Below are 22,244 nucleotides of genomic sequence, written 5' to 3'. Positions count from 1 at the left end.
CCTCATTGAGTTCGGATATGGATCGCGAAATTGATATAACTGTAAATCGATGTTTATATTGATCCACCAGATTAGATATAATATGGAGACTCGATCACGATATCGTCGCGGAACGGATCCGAGAAACGTTTTTTGTACTCACCCACGTTCGTGTACGGTATGAGCTCACAACCCGGTGGGGAACTTCTCAGCGAGGAGCAACGAGCGATCCGGCAGATGGTTCGCGAGTTCGGTGAAAACGAGATCGAACCGGTCGCCCACGAATACGACGAGAGCCACGCGTACCCGTTCGACATAATCGATCAGGCCGCTCAGTACGATCTGGTCGCACCGACGGTCCCCATCGAGTACGGCGGCGCGGGCATGGACACGCTCTCGGCAGCCATCGTCACCGAGGAACTCTGGCGTGCGGATCCCGGCATCGGATGTGCCATCGGCAACAACGGGTTCTCCACGAACGTCTACCTGCTGACCGAATACGGGGACGAGTGGATGCGGGAGGAGTGGCTCTCGAAGATCGTCGACGCCGAAGCACACGACGCAATCGCCGTGAGCGAACCCGCTCACGGGTCGGACGTCGCAGGCATCGAGGCGCGTGCCGAAAAGGACGGCGACGAGTGGATTATCAACGGGAACAAGATGTGGATCTCCAACGGCAACGTCGCCGACGTGGTCGTCGTCTTCGCAAAGACCGATCCGGACGCTGGCCACCGAGGAATCAGCGCGTTCCTCGTCCCGACGGACCGCGAGGGTGTTCGGGCCGATCCCATCGATAACAAACTGGGCATCCATGCGGCCGATCTCGCGGAGATGATATTCGACGACGTCCGTGTCCCCGAGGATCATCTCATCGGAGAGGAGAACCAGGCGTTCTACTACTTCATGGAGTCACTCGAGGACGGGCGCATCACCGTGGCCGCCCAGGCGGTCGGGACGATGCAGGCAGCACTCGACGCCGCCATCGAGTACGCTCAAGAACGCGAACAGTTCGACCAGCCGATCGCCGATTTCCAGGCCGTCCAGCATATGATAGCGGAGATGGCCACCAACGTCGAAGTCGCCCGCGCCATGCTTTACCGCGCGGCGGCGGCCGTCGAGCACGGCGATGACCGTGCGACGCAACTGGCAAGCATCGCCAAACTGTTTGCCAGCGAACGGGCCGTCGAGGTGACTGACGACGCCATCCAGGTCCACGGCGGTGCTGGCTTCGTCTCCGACTTCCCCGTCGAGCGCTACTACCGTGACGCCCGCATAACGAAGATTTACGAGGGAACGAGCGAGATCCAGAAGGACGTTATCGCCGATCGGCTGCTTTGAAGCGACCGGAACGCCGCTTGGAGGTCCCGCAAGTCATTCCACGTTCGCATGATTCCAGAGACGAACGAGGAGCACGCCGTTCACCCCGTCCGGATCGCATCCTGCCTCTCACCCGGTATCAAAAGCCCTGGTTCCTCGCGAGTGAGGCCACCGTTCGGGGACGGCAAAGCGTGGCGGAAGCAATACATCCACACCGTCGCCAACGAGATCGTCTCGGAAGCCGCCGAACACGACTGCGACGGTATCGTGTTCGAGGACTTAACCGACATTCATGAGCGACTTCCACACGCGAAGTGGCACCACGTCTGGGCGTTCCGACGCCTGTTCGAGTGCGTCTCCTACAAAGCCCCAGAACGCGGTGTCTCTGTGAAGCACGCCGCGCCGAACCACACGTCCCACCGCTGTTCTCGGACGGACTGCGGGTTCACGCACGACGACAATCGCCACGGAGAACAGTTCTGTTGTGTGAATGCGGGTACGAAGTGAACGCGGACTACAACGCGGCGAAGAGTATCGGGCTACGCTACGCCCGAAAGCGACGTCACAGACTCCGTTCCTCGCCCAGGTCGGGGGGCGGAGACGCACAAGTAGACATGCGTATAACTGGTGGGACGGTGAACGGCGAGAGTCACCGGCCTATTGCCGGGGACTGATTGCCGGGAGTCCCCATCAAAGCCACCGAAAGACGAAGTCTTTCGAGGCGGTTTACGCGAGCCAGGGGGCGCCCGCGCGCTCGACGAATCGCTCGGAGCGGTCGATCGCGTCGATCGCCGCCACGTCCTCGGGATCGAGTTCGAGATCGAGCGCCTCGAAGTTGTCACGGATGTGCGCCTCGCTCGTGGCCTTCGGGATAACGCGAACGCGGTCCTTCGAGAGAAGCCACGCGAGTGAGACCTGCGCCTCGCTGACGCCGTGTTTGTCGGCGATCGACTCGATCTCGGGGTGTTCGAGGACGCGACCGCGAGCAAGCGGCGAGTAGGCGACCAGATCGTACTCATGTGTTTGTGCGTGCTCGAGGAGATCCGCCTGCTGGAGGAACGGATGCATCTCGACTTGGTGGGCGAACAGATCCGCATCGAGGTGCTCGCGTGCCTCATCGAGGAGATCGACGTCGAAGTTACTGACGCCGACGTGGTCGATCGCTCCTCGATCGACGAGTTCGTCGAAGGCCGGAAGGGTCTCTTCGGCGTCGTAGTTCCCGGTCGGCCAGTGGACGTACAGGAGATCGATGGTGTCGACGCCGAGCCGGTCAAGGCTGTCCTGGGTTGCCTCTAGGACTTCGTCGTAGGCGACTCCGGTCTCTTCCGGGTGGATCTTGGTCGCGAGGACGATCTCCTCGCGTGGAACATCCGCGGTGGCGATCCCTTCGCCGACCGCGGCCTCGTTACCGTACGCCTGTGCGGTGTCGACGTGACGATATCCCATCTCGAGGGCCGTTTGAACGCTTTCTACACACGTATCCGGTTCGGCATTTTGCCAGGTTCCGATTCCGATGTCGGGTAGGCTCATGCGGCGATCATTCCGGAGGGTGGGGAAATCACTTTGGATCGAGAGGAGACGTCAGTCGATCCGGGGGGTGTCCAAAGAGCTATCCCCAGGGCTATCGAACCGGCGAGCGAGCATTGATGAGCGACATAGTCGATTACGAACTCTTCGAGGTACCGCCACGCTGGCTGTTCTTGCGCGTCGAGACTGCCGACGGGCTCGTCGGCTGGGGTGAACCGGTCGTCGAGGGACGATCCCACACGGTGAAGGCCGCCGTCGAGGAGTTACTGGACACCTACCTCCTCGGCAAGCCCGCAAGCCCGATCGAGGACCACTGGCAGACGATGTATCGCGGCGGATTCTATCGAGGGGGACCGGTCCTGATGTCCGCGATCGCCGGTGTCGACCAGGCGCTTTGGGACATCAAAGGCAAGCGGTTCGGGGCGCCGGTCCACGAGTTACTCGGCGGCAAGGCCCGCGATCGGATCCGGGTCTATCAGTGGATCGGCGGTGACCGCCCGTCGGCGGTCGCAGAGGAGGCGAAAAAGCGGGTGGATGCGGGATTCACTGCGCTCAAGATGAACGCGACCGAGGAGATGGAGCGCGTCGACGATCCCGCAACCGTACAGCAGGCGGTCGACCGGCTGAAGGAGGTCCGTGAGGCGGTCGGCGAGGAGGTCGATATCGGCGTCGACTTCCACGGTCGAGTGAGCAAACCGATGGCAAAACGCCTCGCAAAGGCGCTTGAGCCCTACGAACCGATGTTCATCGAGGAGCCGGTCCTCCCCGAACACAACGACGCGCTCGGGAACGTCGCCGCCCACACGACGATCCCGATCGCGACCGGCGAGCGGATGTTCTCGCGGTGGGACTTCAAGGAGATATTCGAGGACGGCTCCGTGGACGTGATCCAGCCGGATCTGTCCCACGCCGGTGGCATCACGGAGGTGAAGAAGATCGCGAGCATGGCCGAGGCCTACGACGTCGCGATCGCCCCCCACTGTCCGCTCGGGCCGATCGCACTCGCCTCCTGTATCCAGGTCGATGCGTGTTCGCCGAACGCGCTCATCCAGGAGCAGAGCATGAACATCCACTACAACGAGACCTCGGACGTGCTCGATTACCTCGCAAACCCGGACGTCTTCGACTACGAGGACGGCTACGTCTCGATCCCGGAGGAACCCGGGCTCGGGATCGACATCGACGAGGCATTCGTGCGCGAGCAAGCCGAACTCGACGTCGACTGGCATGGTCCGGTCTGGCGACACGCGGACGGCAGCGTCGCCGAGTGGTGAGAACCGTCGGAAAAACGATCGAAGCAGGACAAAGCGCTCGCAAAGCAGAGGAGAGATCTCGAAAGCAGGGCAAAGCGCTCGAGGTTAAAGCGAGCGAAGTCGCTCCTCGAGACAGACGGTCACGATCGACTTCGCGATCGCGGCGCCGCCCCGGAGCGGATCGAGTTTGGTCTCGCCGGCGCGCTCGCCGTAGGCGATCGGGATCTCGCGGACATCGTATCCGCGCAGTAGCGGCCGGACCAGAAGCTCCGCCGAGAGGCCGGTGTTCTCGGTCCAGTCGATCGATTCGACGACCTCGCGACGATACGCGCGCATGCCGGTGGTGGTGTCATGAACGCGCGTTCCCATCAGTAGGCTCGCGATCGCGGCGAAGGCGTGGTTCCCGAATCGATTGAACGTCGGCATCGTCGCGGCCCCGTGATAGAGTCGATCACCGCTGACGACGTCGTATCCCTCGTTGATGGTCGCGAGAAACTCGGGGATCCGATCCATCGGATAGGTGTCGTCACAGTCGGTCGTGATAACGACCGGTCGATCGGGCGTGAGGATCGCCTCACGGACCGCCACGCCGTACCCCTGTGGTTCCTGATCGATTACCCGGGCACCGTGTTCCCGGGCGATCTCGGGAGTTCGGTCCGAGGATCCGTCGACGCAGACGACCTCGGCCCGCCCGTCCGTGACGCGCTCGATGTCCGAGAGGACCGTCTCGATCGCCTCTTCCTCGTTGTAGGTGCCCATGACGACGCTGAGGTCGTCGAACGTGTAGCGGTCACCCTCGTCGGCGGGTTCGTCGTCCGCAGTCGCGTCATTTTCGGCGTCCACGTCCGCCGATCGCGTTGTGTCGACCGGAGCGTCCGAATCGGCGACGACGTCTGAGTCGGCGGCGACATCCGAATCGACGGCGACAGCGGGAGCGCTCTCGACGTTCTCGACGTCAGTCTCGATTGACTGGCTCATTGGATACCTCTCGTTTCCGGAGCGACTTATGTTTTTAGGTTCACCTAAAACAACGTGGTGGAGTCGATCCACCGCATCATTCAGAGCGCGTCGGCAATGTGTTCGGCCGCCCTGAGTGCCAGAGCCGCGATCGTGAGTGTCGGGTTCATCGCACCGGCGGTCGGAAAGACGCTGCTGCCGACGATCCAGCAGTTCCGGAGATCGTGGGTCCGAAGCCGCGGGTTCACGACGCTCTCGTCCGGGTTCTCGCCCATTCGAGTCGTCCCCATGTGGTGATAGGCGGGACCGGCATCCTCCCGATCGACTTGCCAGGTGATCTCCGCCCCTAATTCCTCGAGGATCGACTCCTGGATCGCGTTCACCCGTTCGATCGTCTCGAGGGCGCGGTCATCGACCGACCAGTGGACGTCGGGGACCGGATTACCGAAGGCGTCGGTGCGGTCGCGATCGAGCCCGACGTAGCTGTCCTTGTCGGGGAGCTGTTCGACGAGCGCTCCCATCCCGACGTGGTTGCCGTACTCCTCACGGAGGTGAGCGAGCAGATCATCCCCCCATCGGTCGCCCGAAAGCGCCATCTCAACCGGCGAAGGACCGCCGTAGTTGAAGAACTCCAGTTTGAACGGCGCGGTCTCCGCGTCGGCCTCGTCGTAGAATCCGTGACACTCGCTCGTCAGGAAGCCGACGTGATTCTGGCGGGTCGGCTCCGAGAGGACGCCGCCGGTCCCCGCAAACAGGTGATCCATGAAGAATCGCCCGACGAGCCCGCTCGTGTTCGCCAGCCCGTCAGGGTAGGCGTTCGACTCCGAGAGCAACAGCAACCGCGGCGTCTCCACGCCGCCGCAGGCCACGACGAAGGCGTCCGCCCCCTGTCGGTGGACCGTTCCATCCGGAGTTACGTACTCGGCCGTCTCGACCGTTTCCCCGTTCGGGCCGTGCTCAAGACGCTGGACCGTCGCCCGATCGATGATCGTCGCACCGTGTTCTTCCGCACGTTCGACGTGAACGGTCGCGTCGTACTTCGCGCCGGAGGGACAGACCGGCTGACAGGTCCCGTAGCCCACACAGCCGCTCCGGCCGTCGTAGGGCTCGGAATTTCGTGCGTTAGGAACCGAATGCATATCGATCTCGAGTTCCTCGCAGGCCTCCGCGAACAGGCTGTCGCTGTAGGAGGGCGGAAACGCCGGCATCGGGTGCGGCTCCTCCCGGGGCGGTGCATACGGATTGTCGCTTGCACCCGCGACCCCGATCTCGCGTTCCGCCTCGGCGTAGAACGGTCGGAGGTCGGCGTAGTCGATCGGCCAATCGACGCCGACACCCCGCTCGCTGGCCGCGGCGAAATCGTCCTCGTGAAGCCGCATCACCATTCCCTGCCAGTGGAGCGTCGAGCCCCCGACGCCCTTCACGCGGGCGTGATTGAGTGGGTAGAACCGCTCGCCACTGACGGAGTGTGCGTCGCGTTCGGGATCCCCGTCCCACACGTCAGGGCGGTCGTAGGCCGGGCGGATCGCGCGCTCCTGCCGGTCCAGCCGATCGCCCGAATCGAAGCGAGGACCCGCATCCAGGATCACGACCTCGTGACCGCTCGCCGCAAGGCGTTCGCCCACGATGCCGCCGGCAGGGCCGGCACCGACGACGCAGACGTCGGCGTTCTCGACCGGCGTGCGGTCGACGTTCATGCTCCCGGATCCTTCCCGTCGGCTCATGGGTTGGATCCCCCCTCGGTCATGGATCCGACCTCCTCCGGCTCATCGATTCGGCCCTCGCTGATACGTGTCGCGTCCACCCGGGTGGCCCTGCGGGTTCTCGATGCCGACGAGCTCTCCTCCCGTCGGGGAGGCATAGAGGGCGAGCAACAACTCGTTAACGACGTAATACCGGACCCGCTCGGCGAGCGTTCCGTCGGGGACCTCATCGGCCGTATCGGCACCAACTTCACGAAGGAGCCGGTCACGGTCGGCGACGGGAAGCGCCACGATCCGATCGTCGTACCACTCCTCGGCGCGTCGATCGAGTTGGCTCGCGGTCGCCCGGAGCGGCTCGGCGTGGGATCCGCGATCGAGCCGGCCACCGAGGAACGACCGGACGAACTCCTCGAGACCGGTTACTTCCGAGGGATAGACGACTTCGGCGACGGCGACGAACGCGTCGGCGAGTTCCGCGTCGTCGAAGGAGGGATCGGAATCGACCGTCGCGTTTTTGGGGATGTCGCCGTCATCGCCTCCATCCCGATCGCTGCGAAGGCGGGCGGCCCCCCCGGCTGCGGCACCGCCGGCGCCGATCGCCGCGAGAGCGGCGATCGCGTCGCGTCTCGAAAGCTGCATGTCCGGATTAGGCAAACCTAATCCTTATAGCCGTTGGAGTGGCTCCGCTTATACACGGAGGACATCGATGGGAGATATCCGATCGGTCGTTCGAACCGTCCGGAGGGCGCTCGAGCGCGAGGAGCGTCCGCCGCTCGGGTTGACGCTTCTGTGTGCGGGGATCGCCGCCGCGATGGTGCTGCCGCTGAGTTGGCTCGTGATCGAGGCCGCGACGGTGGATCCGTCGCGGGCACGTGATCTCGTGGTTCGCTGGCGGACCCTCGAGGTGCTTGCAAACAGCGTCGGATTAATGGTCGGTGTCACGGTCGCCTCCATGGTGATCGGCATTCCACTGGCGTATCTCACCACCCGAACGAACCTTCCCTTCAGACGGTTCTGGACGATCGTCGCGGCGCTCCCGCTCGTGGTTCCCAGTTACGTCGGCGCGTTCTCGTTCGTCTCGGCGTTCGGTCCCCGCGGCGAGTTTCACGACCTCCTGTCGCCGCTGGGGATCGAACGGATTCCGGAGATATACGGGTTGGGCGGCGCAGTGATCGTGATCTCGCTGTACACCTACCCGTACGTGTACCTGACGACACGAGCGGCACTGTTATCACTCGACATCACGCTCATCGAGGCCGCACGGACGCTCAACCACACACGGTGGGAGACGTTCAAACGCGTGACGGTACCGCACATCCGACCGGCCGTGGCCGCGGGAGGACTGCTGTCGGCGCTGTATGCGATCTCGGATTTCGGAACGCCGGCGATCATGCGCGTCGCCGTGTTCACCCAGCAGATCTACGTCGAGTACAACTCCTTTGGCCAGGAGTACGCGGCGCTTTTGTCCCTCCAACTGCTCGGAGTCGTGCTGTTGGTATTGGCGCTCGAACAGTGGATCCGCACGGACCGGACGGTCGAAGGGGGAACGGGGAGATCGGGCGGCGAGATGCGCGTCGACCTCGGCGTCTGGCGCTGGCCCGCCACGCTGCTTCCGGGGATCGTCTCCGTCGTTGCGCTCGTGGTCCCGGTGTGGATCCTCCTCCTGTGGCTCACGAGCGGAGGGGCGGGCCGTCGTCCCTCGTTGGCCTTCGAGTGGAGCTTCGCGCTCAACTCCGCGACGGTCGCGCTTGCCGCCGCCATCGCCGCCTCGGCGGCGGCACTACCGATCGCGTACTTCTCCGCGCGCCACGAATCGGTGCTTGCGACCATTTTCGAGCGTGCGACCTACGTTGGGTTCGCGGTCCCGGGGATCGTTCTCGCGCTCGCGCTCGTCTACTTCGGGGCCGGATACGAGTCCCTCGACATCCCGCGTTCGCCGAAGATATATCAGACGATCCCGCTTTTGGTCTTCGCGTACGTCGTTCGGTTCGCTCCACAGGCCGTTGGTACCCTCAGATCCGGCGTTCTTGGCGTCGATCCGACGCTCGTCGAGGCCGCACGAACGCTCGGGGAGACCCCCGGCGGGGCGTTCCGACGCGTCACGATCAGGCTCATCGCTCCAAGCGTCACGGCCGGGGCGGCACTCGTCTTCTTGACGACGATGAAGGAGCTCCCCGTGACGCTCATCCTTCGACCGACGGGATTCGAAACGATCGTCACTCAGATATGGCGCGCACAGGAGGCCGCCTACTTCCAGTATGCGGCCGTTCCGGCGCTGCTGCTGTTGGCCATCTCGGGGCTCTCGATGGTGGTGTTGCTCGTCGGGAGCGGTCGAGAGGGACTTTAGGACGACCCGAAAGTGGCTACTCGTCGACGCGCGCTTCCCCGCCGGACAGCATCTCGAGGACCTGCATCACGCCCGAGTTGTCGTCCCGTTCCATCCCGTTTTGCACCATCGTCTTGTAGAGTTCGTGGTTGAGCGCGGTCTGGGGCATCGGCGAACCGAAGTTCTCGCCGGCGTCCGTGGCGATCCGAAGGTCCTTGTACTGGTACTGCGCGAAGAATCCCGGATCGAAGTCACCCTGGATCATGTTGGGAGCGCGGTTGTCGAGGGTCCAACATCCCGCCGCGCCGCCGCTTATGGCGTTCACGACGGCCTCAAGGTCGGCACCGGCGTTGTCCGCGAACACGAGCGCCTCGCTGACCCCGACCATCTGAGCGGCGACGACGATCTGGTTGCACGCCTTCGTCGTCTGTCCGGTGCCGCTCGGGCCACAGTGTGTGATCGTCTCGCCCATCACCTCAAGGACGTCCATCTGATCGTCGAGTGCGTCCTCGTCGCCGCCGACCATGATCGACAACGTCCCGTCGATCGCGCCCTGTTCACCACCTGAAATCGGAGCGTCGAGCATCGTCACGCCGTCGTCGGCGAGTTCCTCGGCCACCGACTCCGCGACCGTCGGCGAGATGGTCGAGTGATCGACGACGGTCATGCCCTCGCTCACCCCCTCGATAAGGGGATCCGATTCGGATCCCTCACCGAGAACGACGTTCTCGACGTCCGGCGAGTCCGGCAAACACATCAGGACGACGTCGCTCCGCTCAGCGACCCCCGCAGGGGATCCCCCGTCTTCGCCGCCATACTCCACGAGTTCCTCGGTCGGTTCGGCGGAGCGATTGTGTCCGACGACCGAATACCCCGCATCCAGCAGGTTCTTCGCCATCGGCAGGCCCATGATTCCGAGTCCAACGAATCCAACGGTCTTTGTCGGCATAGTATTCCTATGGGGGCATGGTGCCTAAAAGTCTAAGCCTCGAACCCGGGACTGAGATCCGTCGATCCCGATGACGCCCATCTCCCCTGTCCGAGGAAGGGCCGATCGCCCGAGGTTTTTAAGCCGTCGTCGCCGCAAGGGCGAGCCATGCGTATCCATGGTCGGTGAAGCCCGAACCCCGACGGAGGAGAACGGACCGCTCGAGGGCGTGACCGTACTCGATGCCTCCCGGGTGCTCGTGGGACCGTTCTGTACAATGCAACTCGGCGATCTCGGCGCGGACGTGATCAAGATCGAACGGCCCGGCGAGGGCGACCAGACACGCGGCTGGTATCCACCATCGTTCGGCGACGAGGAGGGAACGGAGTCGGGCGACAAGCGGGAGGAACCGGGCGAGAGCGCCTACTATGTGAGCGTCAACCGCAACAAGCGCTCCGTCGAGTTGAATCTCGCGAGCGAGGCGGGCCGTACGGTGTTTCGAGATCTCGCGAACGAGGCCGACGTGCTCGTCGAGAACTTCCGTGTCGGCAAGATGGCCGAGTGGGGTCTCGGGTATGGCGATCTGTGCGAATCGAATCCCGGATTGATCTACTGTGCGATCTCCGGATACGGTGAGTGGGGCCCCGATCGCGACAAGCCCGCCTACGACATCATGATGCAGGCGCGCGGCGGGCTGATGAGCATCACCGGCGTCGAGGGCGGGCCGCCAGTGCGCGTGGGCGTCGCGCTCGCCGACGTCGGCGCGGGGATGTACGCTACACAGGCGATCCTCGCGTCGCTACTGGAGCGGGAACTCGGCGACGGGACCGGTCAGAAGGTCGACGTGAGCCTCCTCGATGGACAGGCGGCCTGGATGAGTTACATGGCGACGAACTATTTCGCCTCCGGTGATCCGCCGGGTCGGATGGGGAGCAAGCATCCGAACATCGCTCCGTACCAGGCCTTCCAGACGCGCGACGGTTACGTCGTCGTCGCCTGCTCGTCGGACCCCTTCTGGCCGCCGCTTTGTGAGGCGCTCGATCGCCCCGACCTGCTCGCCGACGAGCGCTTCGAGACGAACACGAAACGCGTCCGCAACCGGGCGGTTCTCGATGCGGAACTCAACGCGGAGTTCGCCGCGTTGACGACCGAGGAGGCGCTCGATGCGCTTGCGGATCACGACGTCCCCGCGAGCCACGTCCGGGACATGGCGGAGCTGTTCGATGACCCGCAGATCCACGCCCGCGGGATGCACGTGGAGATGGATCACCCGACGGCCGGCACCGTCGAGATGCCCGGATCGCCGATGCATTTCTCGCGGACGCCGACGACCTATCGACACCATCCGCCGCTTTTGGGCGAACACACGGCGGACGTGCTGACCGAGTACGGCTACGACGAAGGGGATCTGCGGACGCTACGCGAGGCCGGGGCGATCCCGGACGAATAGACCAACGAAGGTGGGACGCGCCGCTCAGATGTCCAGGTCTCGCCAGGACAACACCGGATTCCGGGCGGCCGAGACCTGATCGATCCGCCGCGCCGTCGTTCGATTCGGAGCCGACTCGAGTTCGGCCAGGTCGTCGGCGTAGGCGCGATCGAAGGCTGCGGCGAGGTCGTCGAGGGACGACCGGCTTTCGATCTCGGTCGGCTCGGTCAACATCGCCTCGGGGACCATCTCCGGCCACTTCGTGGTCGGAGGATGAACTCCGTAATCGAGCATTCGTTTTGCCACGTCGGCGGCGTCGCGATCGCCGGCAGTCGCCGCGAACTCGTGATGGAAGGGTCCATACGGGACCTCGAGATCGATCCGTGCTGCCAGGTAGTTCGCGTTGAGAACCGCCTTCGCGGAGGCATCGAGAAGTCCGTCCTCGCCGAGACGAGCGATGTAGGCGTACGCCTTTATCAACACGAGCCAGTTTCCGGAGAAGCCGTGGACCTTCCCGATCGACTGGTCGGGCTCGACCAGTTCGTAGCCGGCACCGCTCTCCCGCTCGCGAACGTGCGGAGTGGGGAGGAATTCCACGAGGTCATCGACCACGCCGACGGGACCCGCGCCGGGACCGCCGCCGCCGTGCGGCGTGGCGAAGGTCTTGTGGACGTTATAATGCATCACGTCGAATCCCATGTCGCCGGGGCGGGCCCGTCCAAGGAGCGCGTTGAGGTTGGCGCCGTCGTAGTACAGCAGTCCACCGGCGTCGTGAACGATCGTCGCGATCTCCTCGATGTCACGCTCGAAGAGCCCGACCGTATTCGGATTCGTGAGCATCAATGCGGCAGTGTCCTCGGAAACGGCCGCCCGCAACGCGTCCAGATCGACGCGACCGTCGTCGTCGGAGGGGAGTTCCACGACGTCGTACCCCGCAAGCGCGGCAGTCGCGAAGTTGGTTCCGTGGGCAGAGGCCGGAACGATAACCTCCGAGCGGTCGTCTCCTCGTGACTCGTGATAGGCCTTCGCGATCCGGATCCCGGTGAACTCGCCGGCAGCCCCGGCCGGAGGCTGTAGCGTCACCGCATCCATTCCGCCGATCGTGGCCAGATACTCCTGAAGGCCATGGAGGACCGACAGATTCCCCTGTGTCGACGCCGCCGAGCGATCGGGATGGACCGCCGCGTTCGGGTCGGCAGCGACGTCCTCAGTGAACGGCGGGTTGTACTTCATCGTACACGACCCGAGCGGGTAGGGCCCGGTGTCGATCGCCCAGTTCATCTGGGAGAGCCGGGTGTAATGACGGGTCAACTCGGGTTCCGAAAGCGCCGGCAGCGTCAGTTCCTCGCGGGTCAGATCGTCCGGAAGCGGGCTCTCATCGCGGACGTCGACCGTCTCCTCGCGCTTTTCGGCCAGCAGCGGCTCGTGTTTGTCCTCGTCCTCTCGAGTGTAGCGGGCCTGATCGTGGCGCATTCAGGCCACCTCCCCAAAGACGTCGACGAGGTCGGTGATCGCATCCGTGTTTTGGTCGGTGACACACGCCTGCAGTAGGTGATCGTCGATCGCGTGGACCGCGAATCCCTCCGTCTCCAGGTCGCTAGCGACCGCTGGTGCGGGCTGGTCACAGCGGATCGCGAACTCCCGAAAGTTATGTCTATCGTGGAGGGGTGCTCTGTACCCCGAGATGTCGTCGATTTGCTCGGCGAGCCTCCCGGCGCCACGAACGCACTCGTTCGCCAGATCGACGAGCCCGTCGGGACCGAGGTGGACCACGTGCATCGCGGCGCGGAGGGCGACCCACGCCTGGTTGGTACAAATGTTGGAGGTCGCCCGCTGTTTGCGGATGTGTTGTTCGCGCGTCTGGAGCGTGAGCGTGTAGGCGCGGTCGCCGGCGGCGTCCTCGCTCGTTCCGACGAGTCGGCCGGGGACCTGTCTGAGGAACGTCTCGCGGCAGGCAAAGAGCCCGAGTCCCATACCGTAGCTGGTCGGCAGACCGAGGGCGCCGGCGTCCCCGACGACGACATCGGCACCGACGCTCGCGGGCTCGCGAAGCACCGAGAGTGCGAGAACGTCCGAACCGAGCACGAAGAGCGCATCATCGTCCGAAGCGAGATCACCGATCGCGGCGAGCCGCTCCTCGATACAGCCGCGGACGGTGGGATTCTCCGCGTAGACCATGACGACCGTCTCGTCGAGGCGATCGGCGAGGGCGTCGACGTCGGCGATCCCATCATCCATCGGATAGGATTCGACCGTCAGTCCCGCGCCGTCACAGTACCCTTCGAGTACCGCCCGCTTTCCCGCACGGAGGTGCTCGGGAACGAGCACGACGTCGCCGGATGTCGATCGGACCCGGTCGGCGAGGGTCGCGGCCTCCGCGAGCGCGCTCGCGGCATCGTACATCGAGCAGTTCGCCACTGGGAGTCCGGTGAGTTCGACGAGGATCGACTGGTACTCGAAGAGGGCCTGGAGGAACCCCTGTGTGATCTCGGGTTGATACTGGGTGTAGCTCGTGAGAAATTCCGAGCGGTCGGACAGGTGGTCGACTGCGCTCGGGACGTAATGGGAATAATGACCCCGTCCGAGGAACTCGGTGAGGTCGTCATTCCGCTCGAACGCCCGGGAGAGTTCCCGTCGGACGGCCCGCTCGGATCGCGACGGAATGTCGAGCGTCCCGTCGAAGGCGACGGGGTCGGGGATATCGAAGAGATCGGTCTCCTCATCGAGGCCGATCGTTTCGAGCATCGCCGCGACCTCGGCGTCCGTGTGGGGGGCGTACGGTGTTCCGGAACCGGATCGAGACCCAGTCATTCGATCCGGTCTCGATACTCGGCTGCGGTAAGGAGCTCGTCGAACTCCTCGTCATCCGCGGGATCGATTTCGAGCATCCAGCCGTCGCCGTAGGGGTCCTCGTTGACGAGTTCGGGCGCGTCGAAGAGTTCCTCGTTCACGTCCGTGACCTCGCCTGAGACCGGGGCATACAGGTCCGAAACGGCCTTGATCGACTCGACGACCCCGAACGTCTCACCGGCGGTGATGGTCTCGCCGGTCTCGGGTAGTTCGACGAAGACGACGTCGCCGAGTTCGTCCTGTGCGAACTCGGAGATGCCGATCCGAACGGGGTCCTCGGTGGTCGTCCACTCGTGTGATTCCAGGTAACGACGGTCGTCGGGTACATCGAAGCTCATGGTGTGATGGTGTACTGAAGGATCAACGGTCAAGGAAGGGCGGGGACTGTACGCGTGCACGTTTCGTCTCACCGCGGACGACGACGCCGACTTCGGTGCCGTCCTCGGCAGCATCCGCGTCGAGATAGCCCAACCCGATCGGTTCCCCGAGAGTCGGGCTCATCGTTCCGGAGGTGAGATGTCCGATCGTCGCGCCCGCGGTGTCGGTCACGGGATAGCCCTCCCGCGGGACGCCACGTTCGGACATGACGACTCCGGTGAACCGCTCGTCGATGCCGGCATCCAGTTGGGCCGCGAGCGCGTCCCGGCCGCGAAAGTCGACGTCCAGATCGACGGCGAAGCCGATCCCGGCCTCGAAGGGAGTTCTCGGCTCCTCGTCCGGGTCGAAGTCCTGTCCCGACAGGAGAAAACCCATCTCGATGCGGAGCGTGTCCCGAGCGCCGAGACCGCACGGTCGACAGTCGAGGGCGTTCCAGACCGTCTCCGCGTCGTCGACCGGACAGAGGACCTCGAAGCCGTCCTCGCCGGTGTATCCGGTCCGCGCGACGAGACACTCGACGCCGTCGATCCGGGCGTGTGCGAACTCGAATCGCGAGAGCGACCGGACGTCGTCCACGCCAGGCGTTCCGGAAGCGGGAGCCGTGGACTCAGCGACCAGATCGGGAGCCTCCGGTCCCTGGATGGCAAACATGGCCCACTCGTCGGTGACGTTGCCCACGGTTGCATCGAGGTCCGTCGCGTCCCGGTAGTCGATCCACCGGTCGTGGGCGTCCACGTCGTGGCCCGCGTTCGGGACGAACAGGTAGGCGGGCGAGTCCTCGAAACGCCGATAGACGACGACGTCGTCGAGCATGACTCCGTCCTCGTCGGTGACGGCCGTGTACTGTGCCTCGCCCGGATCGAGGGCGGCGACGTCGTTGGTCGTGAGCCGTTGCATCAACGCCGTCGCGTCCGGTCCGGCGACCTCGATCTCGCCCATGTGGGAGACGTCAAAGATCCCCGCCGATTCTCGGACGGCCGTATGCTCTGTGCGGATCGAATCGAACTCGACCGGCATGTCCCACCCGCCGAAATCCACGAACGAGGCGCCGGCCGCCTCGTGGACCGCGTGAAGCGGCGGTTTGCGTCGGGCCATACGGACCCCTCGCTCGCTCGCGGCAAATGTTTTGCCATGGCGGACTGCCGCCGTGGGACTGGAACGCTATCCCCCTTGAACCCGAACACCCGTGGAGCTCAAAGCCGCAAACCACCGATCCCGGCAGGAAGGCCCAGGATGGCGCCGATGGCCCGATCAGCACGCATATGACGACGGGACCGATACGGAAGATATGGACGCGGAAGGAGACGGGACGGACGCGGGCCCGAGCGCAAGTGTCGACCCCGGCGCGGAGGCGGCTCCGGATCCGAAAGGTATCGGCGGGTTCCACGTCGACCGGACCGTCGGCGTCGCACTATTCGTCGACGGGCCGAACGTGTTGCGCGAGGAGTTCGACGTCGACCTCGATGACGTTCGTGAGGTGGCCAGCGAGGAGGGACCGCTCGTCACGACGCGGCTCTACCTCGACGAGCACGCGACCCCGGGGCTCATCCAGGCCGCGGAGGCCCGCGGCTACGAAGTCGTGATCACCTCCGGAGACGTCGACGTAAAACTCGCCGTCGACGCGACGCGGTTCGCGGCCGAGGGACGGATGACGACCCTGGCGATCGCCTCGCGGGACACCGACTTCAAGCCAGTTCTGGAGACCGCTAATGGCTATGGCGTCCGAACGGTCGCGATCGCCCCCGGCGAGTTCGGGCGATCGGATGCCCTCCGGAACGCGGCGACCGACTCCCTCACGCTGGACGGCGACGTCTGACACGTCTGATCGGACGGGAGAACGAGGATCGAGAAGCGAGAAGCGACGAGATCGCTACGACGACGAGACCGGCTCGCCGAAGGCGTAGACGGTGTTGTGACCTGTCACCTCGACCGTGGCGAACGCGCCGGGTTCGAGTCCGTACTCGTCGGCGTTTTGAACGATGATCTGTCTGTACGCCGAGTCGCGACACTTCACCGAATCGCCGGTCCCCTCCCGGACGACGAGCACGTCACGGACGGTTCCGACCATCGACTCGTAGGCCTCGCCGACGACCTCCATTTTGAGCTCGGACATCGCCTTTGATCGCTTTTTTTTCAGCGTTCCACCGAGGCCCTTCATCTCGGCGGCGTCGGTTCCTGGCCGCTTCGAGAACCGGGTCACGTTGATCTTCTCGGGACGAACCTCCCGAAGGAGGTCCATCGATCGCTCATGGTTGGCGGCCGTCTCGGTCGGGTAGCCGACGATGAAGTCCGTAGAGAGCGTCCAGTGGTCGAGGGCGTCATCGAAGGTCTCGACGACCTCACGGAACTTTCCGACGCGGTGTTGCCGACGCATCGATTCGAGAACTTCATCGCTTCCGGATTGCACCGGCGCGTGGATGAAGTCGTAGAGCTTCTCGTTGCTCGCAAAGACGTCCGCAAGCTCCTCGTGGATGCCGTGGATGCCGCCGGGATTGGCCATCCCGAGTCGCACGCGGAACTCGCCGTCGATCGCACAGATCCGATCGAGCAGCTCCGGGAGTTTCCGTTCGCCGTCGTCCCATCCGTAGACGCCTGTGTCCTGACCGGTGACTCGGATCTCCTTGGCGCCGGCGTGAACGAGCGCGCGCGCCTTTTCGAGATTCCGCTCGATCGGTGGGGAGTCGACGCGACCGGTCGCGAACTTCGTGATGCAGTACGAGCAGTTCGACATGCATCCGCGGGCGATCGGGAGGATCCCGACGACGCCGTCGATCACCGGCTCGGAGTCGGGCGTGTGAGTCGGACATTCGCCGTTTCGGACGTGGGTCGGAACCTCATCCCAATGGAGGACCTCGACGTCGATGTCGGCCTCACGGAACTGCTCGCCCTGTGCGAGCGCCATACAACCGGTAACGATCAGGTCGGCCGTCTCGTCCGCGAGTTCCTCGGCGCGCCGGAGCATGTTCCGTTCGGTCTTCTCGACGACGGTACAGGTGTTGAGAATGGCGACGTCAGCATCGGCTGGGGCCTCGGCCGGATGATGCCCGCCGTCGCGCAAGGCGCGTTCGATCTGCCGGCTCTCACCCCGGTTGGACGTGCAGCCGTACGTCTCGATGTGGTACGTCGCCATCGGTTATCCGCGATAGCGCGTCTGCGGGCAAAAGGACGACGGATCGAAACCGGCGAGGAGGCGAGACGAAACCGTCGACAGGATGGAGCCGAACCAGCGAGGGGGCAGATGGAACCGGAGCTGTGACACGATACGACCAACCCACGGTATCGATCCACATCGGATCGTCGGGTCGGATGGGTTTTCACCCTCCCGCCGCAAGTGGTGGTATGGGCTTTGGAAGCTACGATGAATCCGAGCAGGAGACGCAGAACCAGAACGATGACGACGATTCCGAGGCCGTCAACGTCCACCAGAACGAACACGACGGATCCGTCTCCTTCGAAAGCGAGGCGTCGACGGACGATCTGGTCGGTCGACTGTCGGAGATGAAAGACGACGACTCGGACGACGACGACTCGTCGTGAGAACGCCCGCTCACGTGGGAGCCCTCGATCGGAACGGTGAGGGGCCCGAGCAGACTTTACGGCTGTACCCGCAAGATAGCGCGTGAACCCCACCGAGGTCCACCGCCAGTGGGCAAGCCGATCCGGGGAGTATTCGCCCGAGTACTACGCATACTACGGCTCCGACCAGCGAAGCGAGTGGGTCCACGACGTGCTCGATCGACACCTCGATCGGGACGCGTCCATCCTCGAACTCGGCTGTAGCTCCGGGCGTCATCTCGCGTACCTGTACGAGCACGGCTTCGAGAATCTGTCGGGGATCGACATCAACGACGAGGCGTTCGACGTGATGGCGGAAGTCTACCCCGAACTCGCCGACGCGGGAACGTTCCACCGCGGTTCGATCGAGGACGTCATCGGCGACTTCGAGGACGATCGCTTCGACGCCGTCTACTCCGTGGAGACGCTCCAGCACCTCCATCCCGATTCCGAGTGGGTCCTCGAGGAGATCTGCCGGATCATGGACGACCTCCTCATTACGGTTGAAAACGAGGGCGGTGACGGGAACGATGACGAGAGTGAAGGTCAGGACGGAGACGGACACGAATCCCGGTCCTCAAGCGAGCCCGAAGTGAACTACGTCAACGACGACTTTCCCCTCTACTACCGCGACTGGAATCGCGTGTTCACGGAGTTAGGACTGACGGAGATCGAAGTTCGATCGGGCGGACGGGATACCCGACGAGCGTTCCGGTCGAGTAAGTGAGAAAAGCGGTCTCCGTCGAATAAGTCCGTGTCACCTCGCGTCTCCCAGATCCGAACCGCCACGATGACGTACCCAACGACGGCCAACAGGAATCGCTCGCCCGAGTACGCGATCGGGAAGATGCGTTCGACGTCCTCGGGTGACTCTCCGGAGTTGGGATTGACCCCGGTGTAGTAGTGGGTATTTGCGGTCGTTCCCCCGGTGGTGTCGCCGGTTTCGAGTTCGAAAAACGTCTGAACGAATCCGCGGTGGTTCGAGAGGAACAGCTTGCCCTCGAACTGGTAAAACCGATCGTGGAGCGGCCACAGGAGGTTGACGCCGTTGACGAATGCGTCATGGAGCGTGTGGCCGAGCGCGGCCGCGACGACGGCAACCCACCAGACACGGACGCCGTACGTTCCCCATCGAGACTGGACGACGGAGTCCTCACGCCACCACAAGTCCCACGCGAGGATCAAAAGCGCGATCGCCGGCCAAACGAGGTTATGAAACAGTGCACGGTGGAGCCCGGTCCACCACACGTCCACTAGCGTATCGAGGTCGATCAGGGCAGCGACGACCAGAACGATCGCGATGGCTTTTACGTCGAAATGCCGCCCCAACAGGGCAGTCGCGATCGCTCCCGTAAACGCCACGTGGACGAGAGTCGACGGCATATCCGATCCGAGGCGCCGGTCCCGATTAGTCGTTTCGTCGATTCGTCGGCACGTTTCTTCGTCGACGCCTCTTCCCGTGAACGGACGTCCTGTCGACGAGCCGTCGCAACCGTCCCCCGAGTAGTCCCACCCATTTATTATGGAGAACTCCGAATTCAAACGCGATCATGCCCCGAAACGGGGATTCGGACGCGGCTGCCGAGAACGACGGTGGGGAAAGCGGAACGGGATACCGTCGGTTGGAGGGAGAACTCAATACGGTTCGCTCCGAGTTTGAAACCCTCGTGACGGAGACGGAGGGGGAACGAGAGGAAGACGGCTGGATCCAACGCGGCCGCGAGATGCTGGATAAAGCCGACGAGGCACTCGAGGGGGGAAAGATCGAACAGGGCTGGTCGTACCTCCATGCGGCAAAACGGCTCTCGATTTATGGACTCGAAGCCGCCGGCGGGAAGGAGACGCTTCGAGGGGAAGCACGCGTCCTGTTGGTGGAGGCCGCGAACGCTCCGCTGTCCTGGCGCTCCGAGGCCGTCACGGAGCGACTTGCGAACGCTGATGGAACCCTCCGGGAAGACCTCACGGCGAACGACCTCTACGCCGCCCAGGAGTTACTCCACGAGGGCTACGAGAACGTCCACCGGAAACGGCAGCATTTCCAGTCCCAGTTTCACCACCTCCAGATCGGGGCCATAGTGACGGTCGTCGCCTTTCTGGTTGTCGCCATTGGAGGGACGGCCACCGAACTCCTTCCCTCGCCGTTTCTCGAGTTCCCGACCGACGGTTCGTCCGAATCCACATCCGGGAGCAGCGCCGATTTCGTCGGATTCCTCGTCTACGTGGTACTGGCCGGGATGCTCGGTGCCACGCTCTTTGGACTGCGGTCACTCCGGCGGCAGCCGGGATCGACGAGTACGCCGCAATATCTCACCGGATTCCAGGCCACCCTGGCTCGGATCGCGGTCGGCGCAGGCTCCGCGCTAGCCGTCTTCTTCTTCGTGCGCTCCGAGCTGTTCCTCATCGGATCGGGATCCAACACGGCCCAGGGACCGTTCCTCATCGCGGTCGCGTTCGCCGCCGGATACTCCCAGCGGCTCGTCCACTCCACGGTGGAGTCGTTGGCAGGCATGGCCGAATCGGAGTCCTCCGAATCGGAGGGTTCCGCCTGACGAGTGGCCGAGATCGGCCACTCGAAGGTGGCACCACGCGGACTGTTGTCATCCGAGAAAGGTTTTTGGGGTCTGACGAACCAGTTTACCCACTGCATGAGATCGTATACCATGGACAGTATCCGACCGAGTTCCGGGGGTCCCTAGCGTGGCGGGCCACGCGGCGATCGCGGACGTGGGGCTGACGTTGGTCGAGCTATTGCGCGACCGAATGGGCTCGTCAATCACCGACGAGGAGATCGTGCTTGCCTCCCCCGGCGCCGAGGGGGCCGGTGACGACTTCCGGCTAACGCTCTATCTCTACGACGTCAGCCGCAACGAACATCTCTCGAACGAACACCGGCCGCCGGACGATCCGACTGAGCGGCCCGGCAACTCGCTGGCGCTCGATCTTCATTATCTTCTTACCGCACATGCGAAGGACGGCAGCAGCGATCCGCCGACGACAAAGACCACGGAGCAACACACGGTGCTCGGACGTGCGATGCAGGTCTTTCAGGACAACGCTATCGTCCGGACGCCAGAGCTGTCCGGCGATCTAACTGCTGGAGACGAGGTGACCGTTTCCGTAGAGCCAGTCTCACGAGAGGACGTGGTGAACATCTGGACGACGTTCAGCGACGATCCGTACGAACCATCCATTCCCTACGTGGTTTCCCCGGTGATCATCGAATCCGAGCGAACCGTCCCCGTGGATCGGGTCCTCGACGCCGAGTTCAGTGCGTTCACTTTTCGGACGACGGGAGGTGACGACGAGCCGTGACGGGGACGGATGACCGAACGTGGATGGGAACCGTCGAAACGTCGCTTGCGGTAGCGGTCGACCTGCGTGATGGCGTCGCGGGCGGTCGGCCAACGGGTTCGCCGTCGGTTTCGCTTGCGGATCGCCCCGAGACGTTCACCCGGACGCCGAGTGGCTACCACGTCCTGTCGGATCTCCCAGCCGACGTCGGCGAGGTGACGGTCGTCGTCGACGACTGCGACGCCCATCTGACCGAACGACGGACGGTCGATCTCGACGGTGATCGGTCGACGCCCGAGACCGTCGAGTTGTTGCCGTCGCCGGCGTACCCGTTCGGCAGCGGAGCGACGGTAGTCCGAGGGTTCGTGTCCGACGAAAGCGGGGCACCGATCGCCGGCGCGACCGTGACGATTCAGGATCGCGACGAAAGAACCCGGACGAACACGGCGGGCGAGTACGCAGTTGGGATCCGATCGATCGGGAGTGACGACGTGAGCGACGACAACGCGCTTGAGGTCGACGGAGAAACGCCCGTCCTCGAAGCGACCCATCCGGAAACGGGAGCAACCACCGCCGCCGAGACGGTGATCGACGTCGGCAAAACCGCCAGACAGGACGTGGAATTCTGACGATAAACGGCATTTCGCACCGGTAGCGGAGCGATATTCAGCGATCGGGAGGGGAAAATTTTAATTGGGAGTCGGACCCATGGTAAAGGGTACCGATGCGTTCACATATCGCGGCAAACGCG

General features: G+C 64.0%; 21 protein-coding genes and 1 pseudogene. 11 read left to right on the top strand and 11 right to left on the bottom strand.

Annotated features, from left to right (window positions below; genetic code table 11):
* The first annotated feature begins 159 nt into the window (after positions 1-159).
* Together ACERIT_RS04075 and ACERIT_RS04070 are read left to right on the top strand one after the other, a co-directional pair.
* Positions 160-1,317, top strand: coding sequence for an acyl-CoA dehydrogenase family protein (locus tag ACERIT_RS04075; protein ID WP_373673546.1), 1,158 nt, complete (start codon positions 160-162; stop codon positions 1,315-1,317).
* A 165-nt stretch (positions 1,318-1,482) separates the two neighbouring features.
* Positions 1,483-1,970: pseudogene (locus ACERIT_RS04070) on the top strand (zinc ribbon domain-containing protein); the annotation flags it as partial.
* A 52-nt stretch (positions 1,971-2,022) separates the two neighbouring features.
* Here ACERIT_RS04070 and ACERIT_RS04065 read toward each other — a convergent pair.
* Positions 2,023-2,826, bottom strand: coding sequence for an aldo/keto reductase (locus ACERIT_RS04065; RefSeq protein ID WP_373673545.1), 804 nt, complete (start codon positions 2,824-2,826; stop codon positions 2,023-2,025).
* Positions 2,827-2,942: 116 nt separating this feature from the next.
* Here ACERIT_RS04065 and dgoD point away from each other — a divergent pair, with 116 nt between their 5' ends.
* Positions 2,943-4,097, top strand: coding sequence for a galactonate dehydratase (dgoD, locus tag ACERIT_RS04060; protein ID WP_373673544.1), 1,155 nt, complete (start codon positions 2,943-2,945; stop codon positions 4,095-4,097).
* An 84-nt stretch (positions 4,098-4,181) separates the two neighbouring features.
* On the opposite strand, the gene ACERIT_RS04055 is transcribed toward dgoD, so the two are convergent.
* The 3 genes from ACERIT_RS04055 to ACERIT_RS04045 all read right to left on the bottom strand — a co-directional run bounded on the left by ACERIT_RS04055 (position 4,182) and on the right by ACERIT_RS04045 (position 7,375).
* A complete protein-coding gene (locus ACERIT_RS04055) occupies positions 4,182-4,835 on the bottom strand; it encodes a dolichyl-phosphate hexose transferase (RefSeq protein WP_373673565.1) in 654 nt (217 codons plus the stop codon).
* A 299-nt stretch (positions 4,836-5,134) separates the two neighbouring features.
* A complete protein-coding gene (locus ACERIT_RS04050) occupies positions 5,135-6,757 on the bottom strand; it encodes a GMC family oxidoreductase (RefSeq protein WP_373673543.1) in 1,623 nt (540 codons plus the stop codon).
* A 42-nt stretch (positions 6,758-6,799) separates the two neighbouring features.
* Positions 6,800-7,375, bottom strand: a complete 576-nt coding sequence (locus tag ACERIT_RS04045) for a gluconate 2-dehydrogenase subunit 3 family protein (RefSeq protein ID WP_373673542.1) — start codon at positions 7,373-7,375, stop codon at positions 6,800-6,802.
* 67 nt (positions 7,376-7,442) lie between these two features.
* Here ACERIT_RS04045 and ACERIT_RS04040 point away from each other — a divergent pair, with 67 nt between their 5' ends.
* Positions 7,443-9,083 (top strand): ABC transporter permease, encoded by a 1,641-nt coding sequence (locus tag ACERIT_RS04040; protein ID WP_373673541.1) that lies wholly within the window; start codon positions 7,443-7,445, stop codon positions 9,081-9,083.
* Between the two features lie 16 nt (positions 9,084-9,099).
* Here the strand turns inward: ACERIT_RS04040 and ACERIT_RS04035 are convergent, their stop codons facing one another.
* A complete protein-coding gene (locus tag ACERIT_RS04035) occupies positions 9,100-10,011 on the bottom strand; it encodes an NAD(P)-dependent oxidoreductase (RefSeq protein ID WP_373673540.1) in 912 nt (303 codons plus the stop codon).
* 157 nt (positions 10,012-10,168) lie between these two features.
* On the opposite strand from ACERIT_RS04035, the gene ACERIT_RS04030 reads away from it, so the two are divergent.
* Positions 10,169-11,440, top strand: a complete 1,272-nt coding sequence (locus ACERIT_RS04030) for a CaiB/BaiF CoA transferase family protein (RefSeq protein WP_373673539.1) — start codon at positions 10,169-10,171, stop codon at positions 11,438-11,440.
* A 24-nt stretch (positions 11,441-11,464) separates the two neighbouring features.
* On the opposite strand, the gene gcvPB is transcribed toward ACERIT_RS04030, so the two are convergent.
* The 4 genes from gcvPB to gcvT are packed head-to-tail and all read right to left on the bottom strand — an operon-like array spanning position 11,465 to position 15,742.
* On the bottom strand, positions 11,465-12,892 hold the full coding sequence (gcvPB, locus tag ACERIT_RS04025; RefSeq protein ID WP_373673538.1) for an aminomethyl-transferring glycine dehydrogenase subunit GcvPB: 1,428 nt from the start codon (positions 12,890-12,892) through the stop codon (positions 11,465-11,467).
* Complete coding sequence (gene gcvPA, locus ACERIT_RS04020; protein ID WP_373673537.1) at positions 12,893-14,230, bottom strand: aminomethyl-transferring glycine dehydrogenase subunit GcvPA; 1,338 nt, start codon at positions 14,228-14,230, stop codon at positions 12,893-12,895. It lies immediately after the preceding gene.
* The gene (gene gcvH, locus ACERIT_RS04015) at positions 14,227-14,607 is read right to left on the bottom strand and encodes a glycine cleavage system protein GcvH (RefSeq protein ID WP_373673536.1); all 381 of its coding nucleotides are present in this window, start codon (positions 14,605-14,607) and stop codon (positions 14,227-14,229) included. The genes gcvPA and gcvH overlap by 4 nt, the downstream gene beginning before the upstream one ends.
* A 22-nt stretch (positions 14,608-14,629) precedes the next feature.
* Positions 14,630-15,742, bottom strand: coding sequence for a glycine cleavage system aminomethyltransferase GcvT (gene gcvT, locus ACERIT_RS04010; protein WP_373673535.1), 1,113 nt, complete (start codon positions 15,740-15,742; stop codon positions 14,630-14,632).
* Positions 15,743-15,935: 193 nt separating this feature from the next.
* On the opposite strand from gcvT, the gene ACERIT_RS04005 reads away from it, so the two are divergent.
* Entirely contained in the window at positions 15,936-16,463 is a 528-nt protein-coding gene (locus tag ACERIT_RS04005) for an NYN domain-containing protein (protein WP_373673534.1), read from the top strand.
* Between the two features lie 54 nt (positions 16,464-16,517).
* Here ACERIT_RS04005 and ACERIT_RS04000 read toward each other — a convergent pair whose 3' ends face one another.
* A complete protein-coding gene (locus ACERIT_RS04000; RefSeq protein ID WP_373673533.1) occupies positions 16,518-17,777 on the bottom strand; it encodes a tRNA (N(6)-L-threonylcarbamoyladenosine(37)-C(2))-methylthiotransferase in 1,260 nt (419 codons plus the stop codon).
* A gap of 209 nt (positions 17,778-17,986) precedes the next feature.
* Between ACERIT_RS04000 and ACERIT_RS03995 the strand changes: the two genes are divergently transcribed.
* The gene (locus ACERIT_RS03995; RefSeq protein WP_373673532.1) at positions 17,987-18,184 is read left to right on the top strand and encodes a DUF5786 family protein; all 198 of its coding nucleotides are present in this window, start codon (positions 17,987-17,989) and stop codon (positions 18,182-18,184) included.
* A gap of 82 nt (positions 18,185-18,266) precedes the next feature.
* Complete coding sequence (locus ACERIT_RS03990; protein ID WP_373673531.1) at positions 18,267-18,929, top strand: class I SAM-dependent methyltransferase; 663 nt, start codon at positions 18,267-18,269, stop codon at positions 18,927-18,929.
* On the opposite strand, the gene ACERIT_RS03985 is transcribed toward ACERIT_RS03990, so the two are convergent.
* A complete protein-coding gene (locus ACERIT_RS03985; protein ID WP_373673530.1) occupies positions 18,827-19,585 on the bottom strand; it encodes a metal-dependent hydrolase in 759 nt (252 codons plus the stop codon). The two genes, ACERIT_RS03990 and ACERIT_RS03985, sit on opposite strands and share 103 nt — an antisense overlap.
* Before the next feature lie 167 nt (positions 19,586-19,752).
* Between ACERIT_RS03985 and ACERIT_RS03980 the strand changes: the two genes are divergently transcribed.
* From ACERIT_RS03980 to ACERIT_RS03970, 3 genes are all read left to right on the top strand, one after another.
* A complete protein-coding gene (locus ACERIT_RS03980) occupies positions 19,753-20,751 on the top strand; it encodes a hypothetical protein (RefSeq protein WP_373673529.1) in 999 nt (332 codons plus the stop codon).
* A gap of 148 nt (positions 20,752-20,899) precedes the next feature.
* Complete coding sequence (locus ACERIT_RS03975) at positions 20,900-21,514, top strand: DUF4255 domain-containing protein (protein WP_373673528.1); 615 nt, start codon at positions 20,900-20,902, stop codon at positions 21,512-21,514.
* Complete coding sequence (locus ACERIT_RS03970) at positions 21,511-22,122, top strand: carboxypeptidase regulatory-like domain-containing protein (RefSeq protein ID WP_373673527.1); 612 nt, start codon at positions 21,511-21,513, stop codon at positions 22,120-22,122. Before ACERIT_RS03975 ends, ACERIT_RS03970 begins: the two co-directional genes overlap by 4 nt.
* The last annotated feature ends 122 nt before the right edge of the window (positions 22,123-22,244 follow it).

Origin of the sequence: Halopenitus sp. H-Gu1 (genome assembly GCF_041821145.1) — an archaeon.
Classification (GTDB): Archaea; Halobacteriota; Halobacteria; order Halobacteriales; family Haloferacaceae; genus Halopenitus.
Note: the sequence above shows the minus strand (reverse complement) of the source record. Positions and strands in the feature narration are given on the sequence as shown.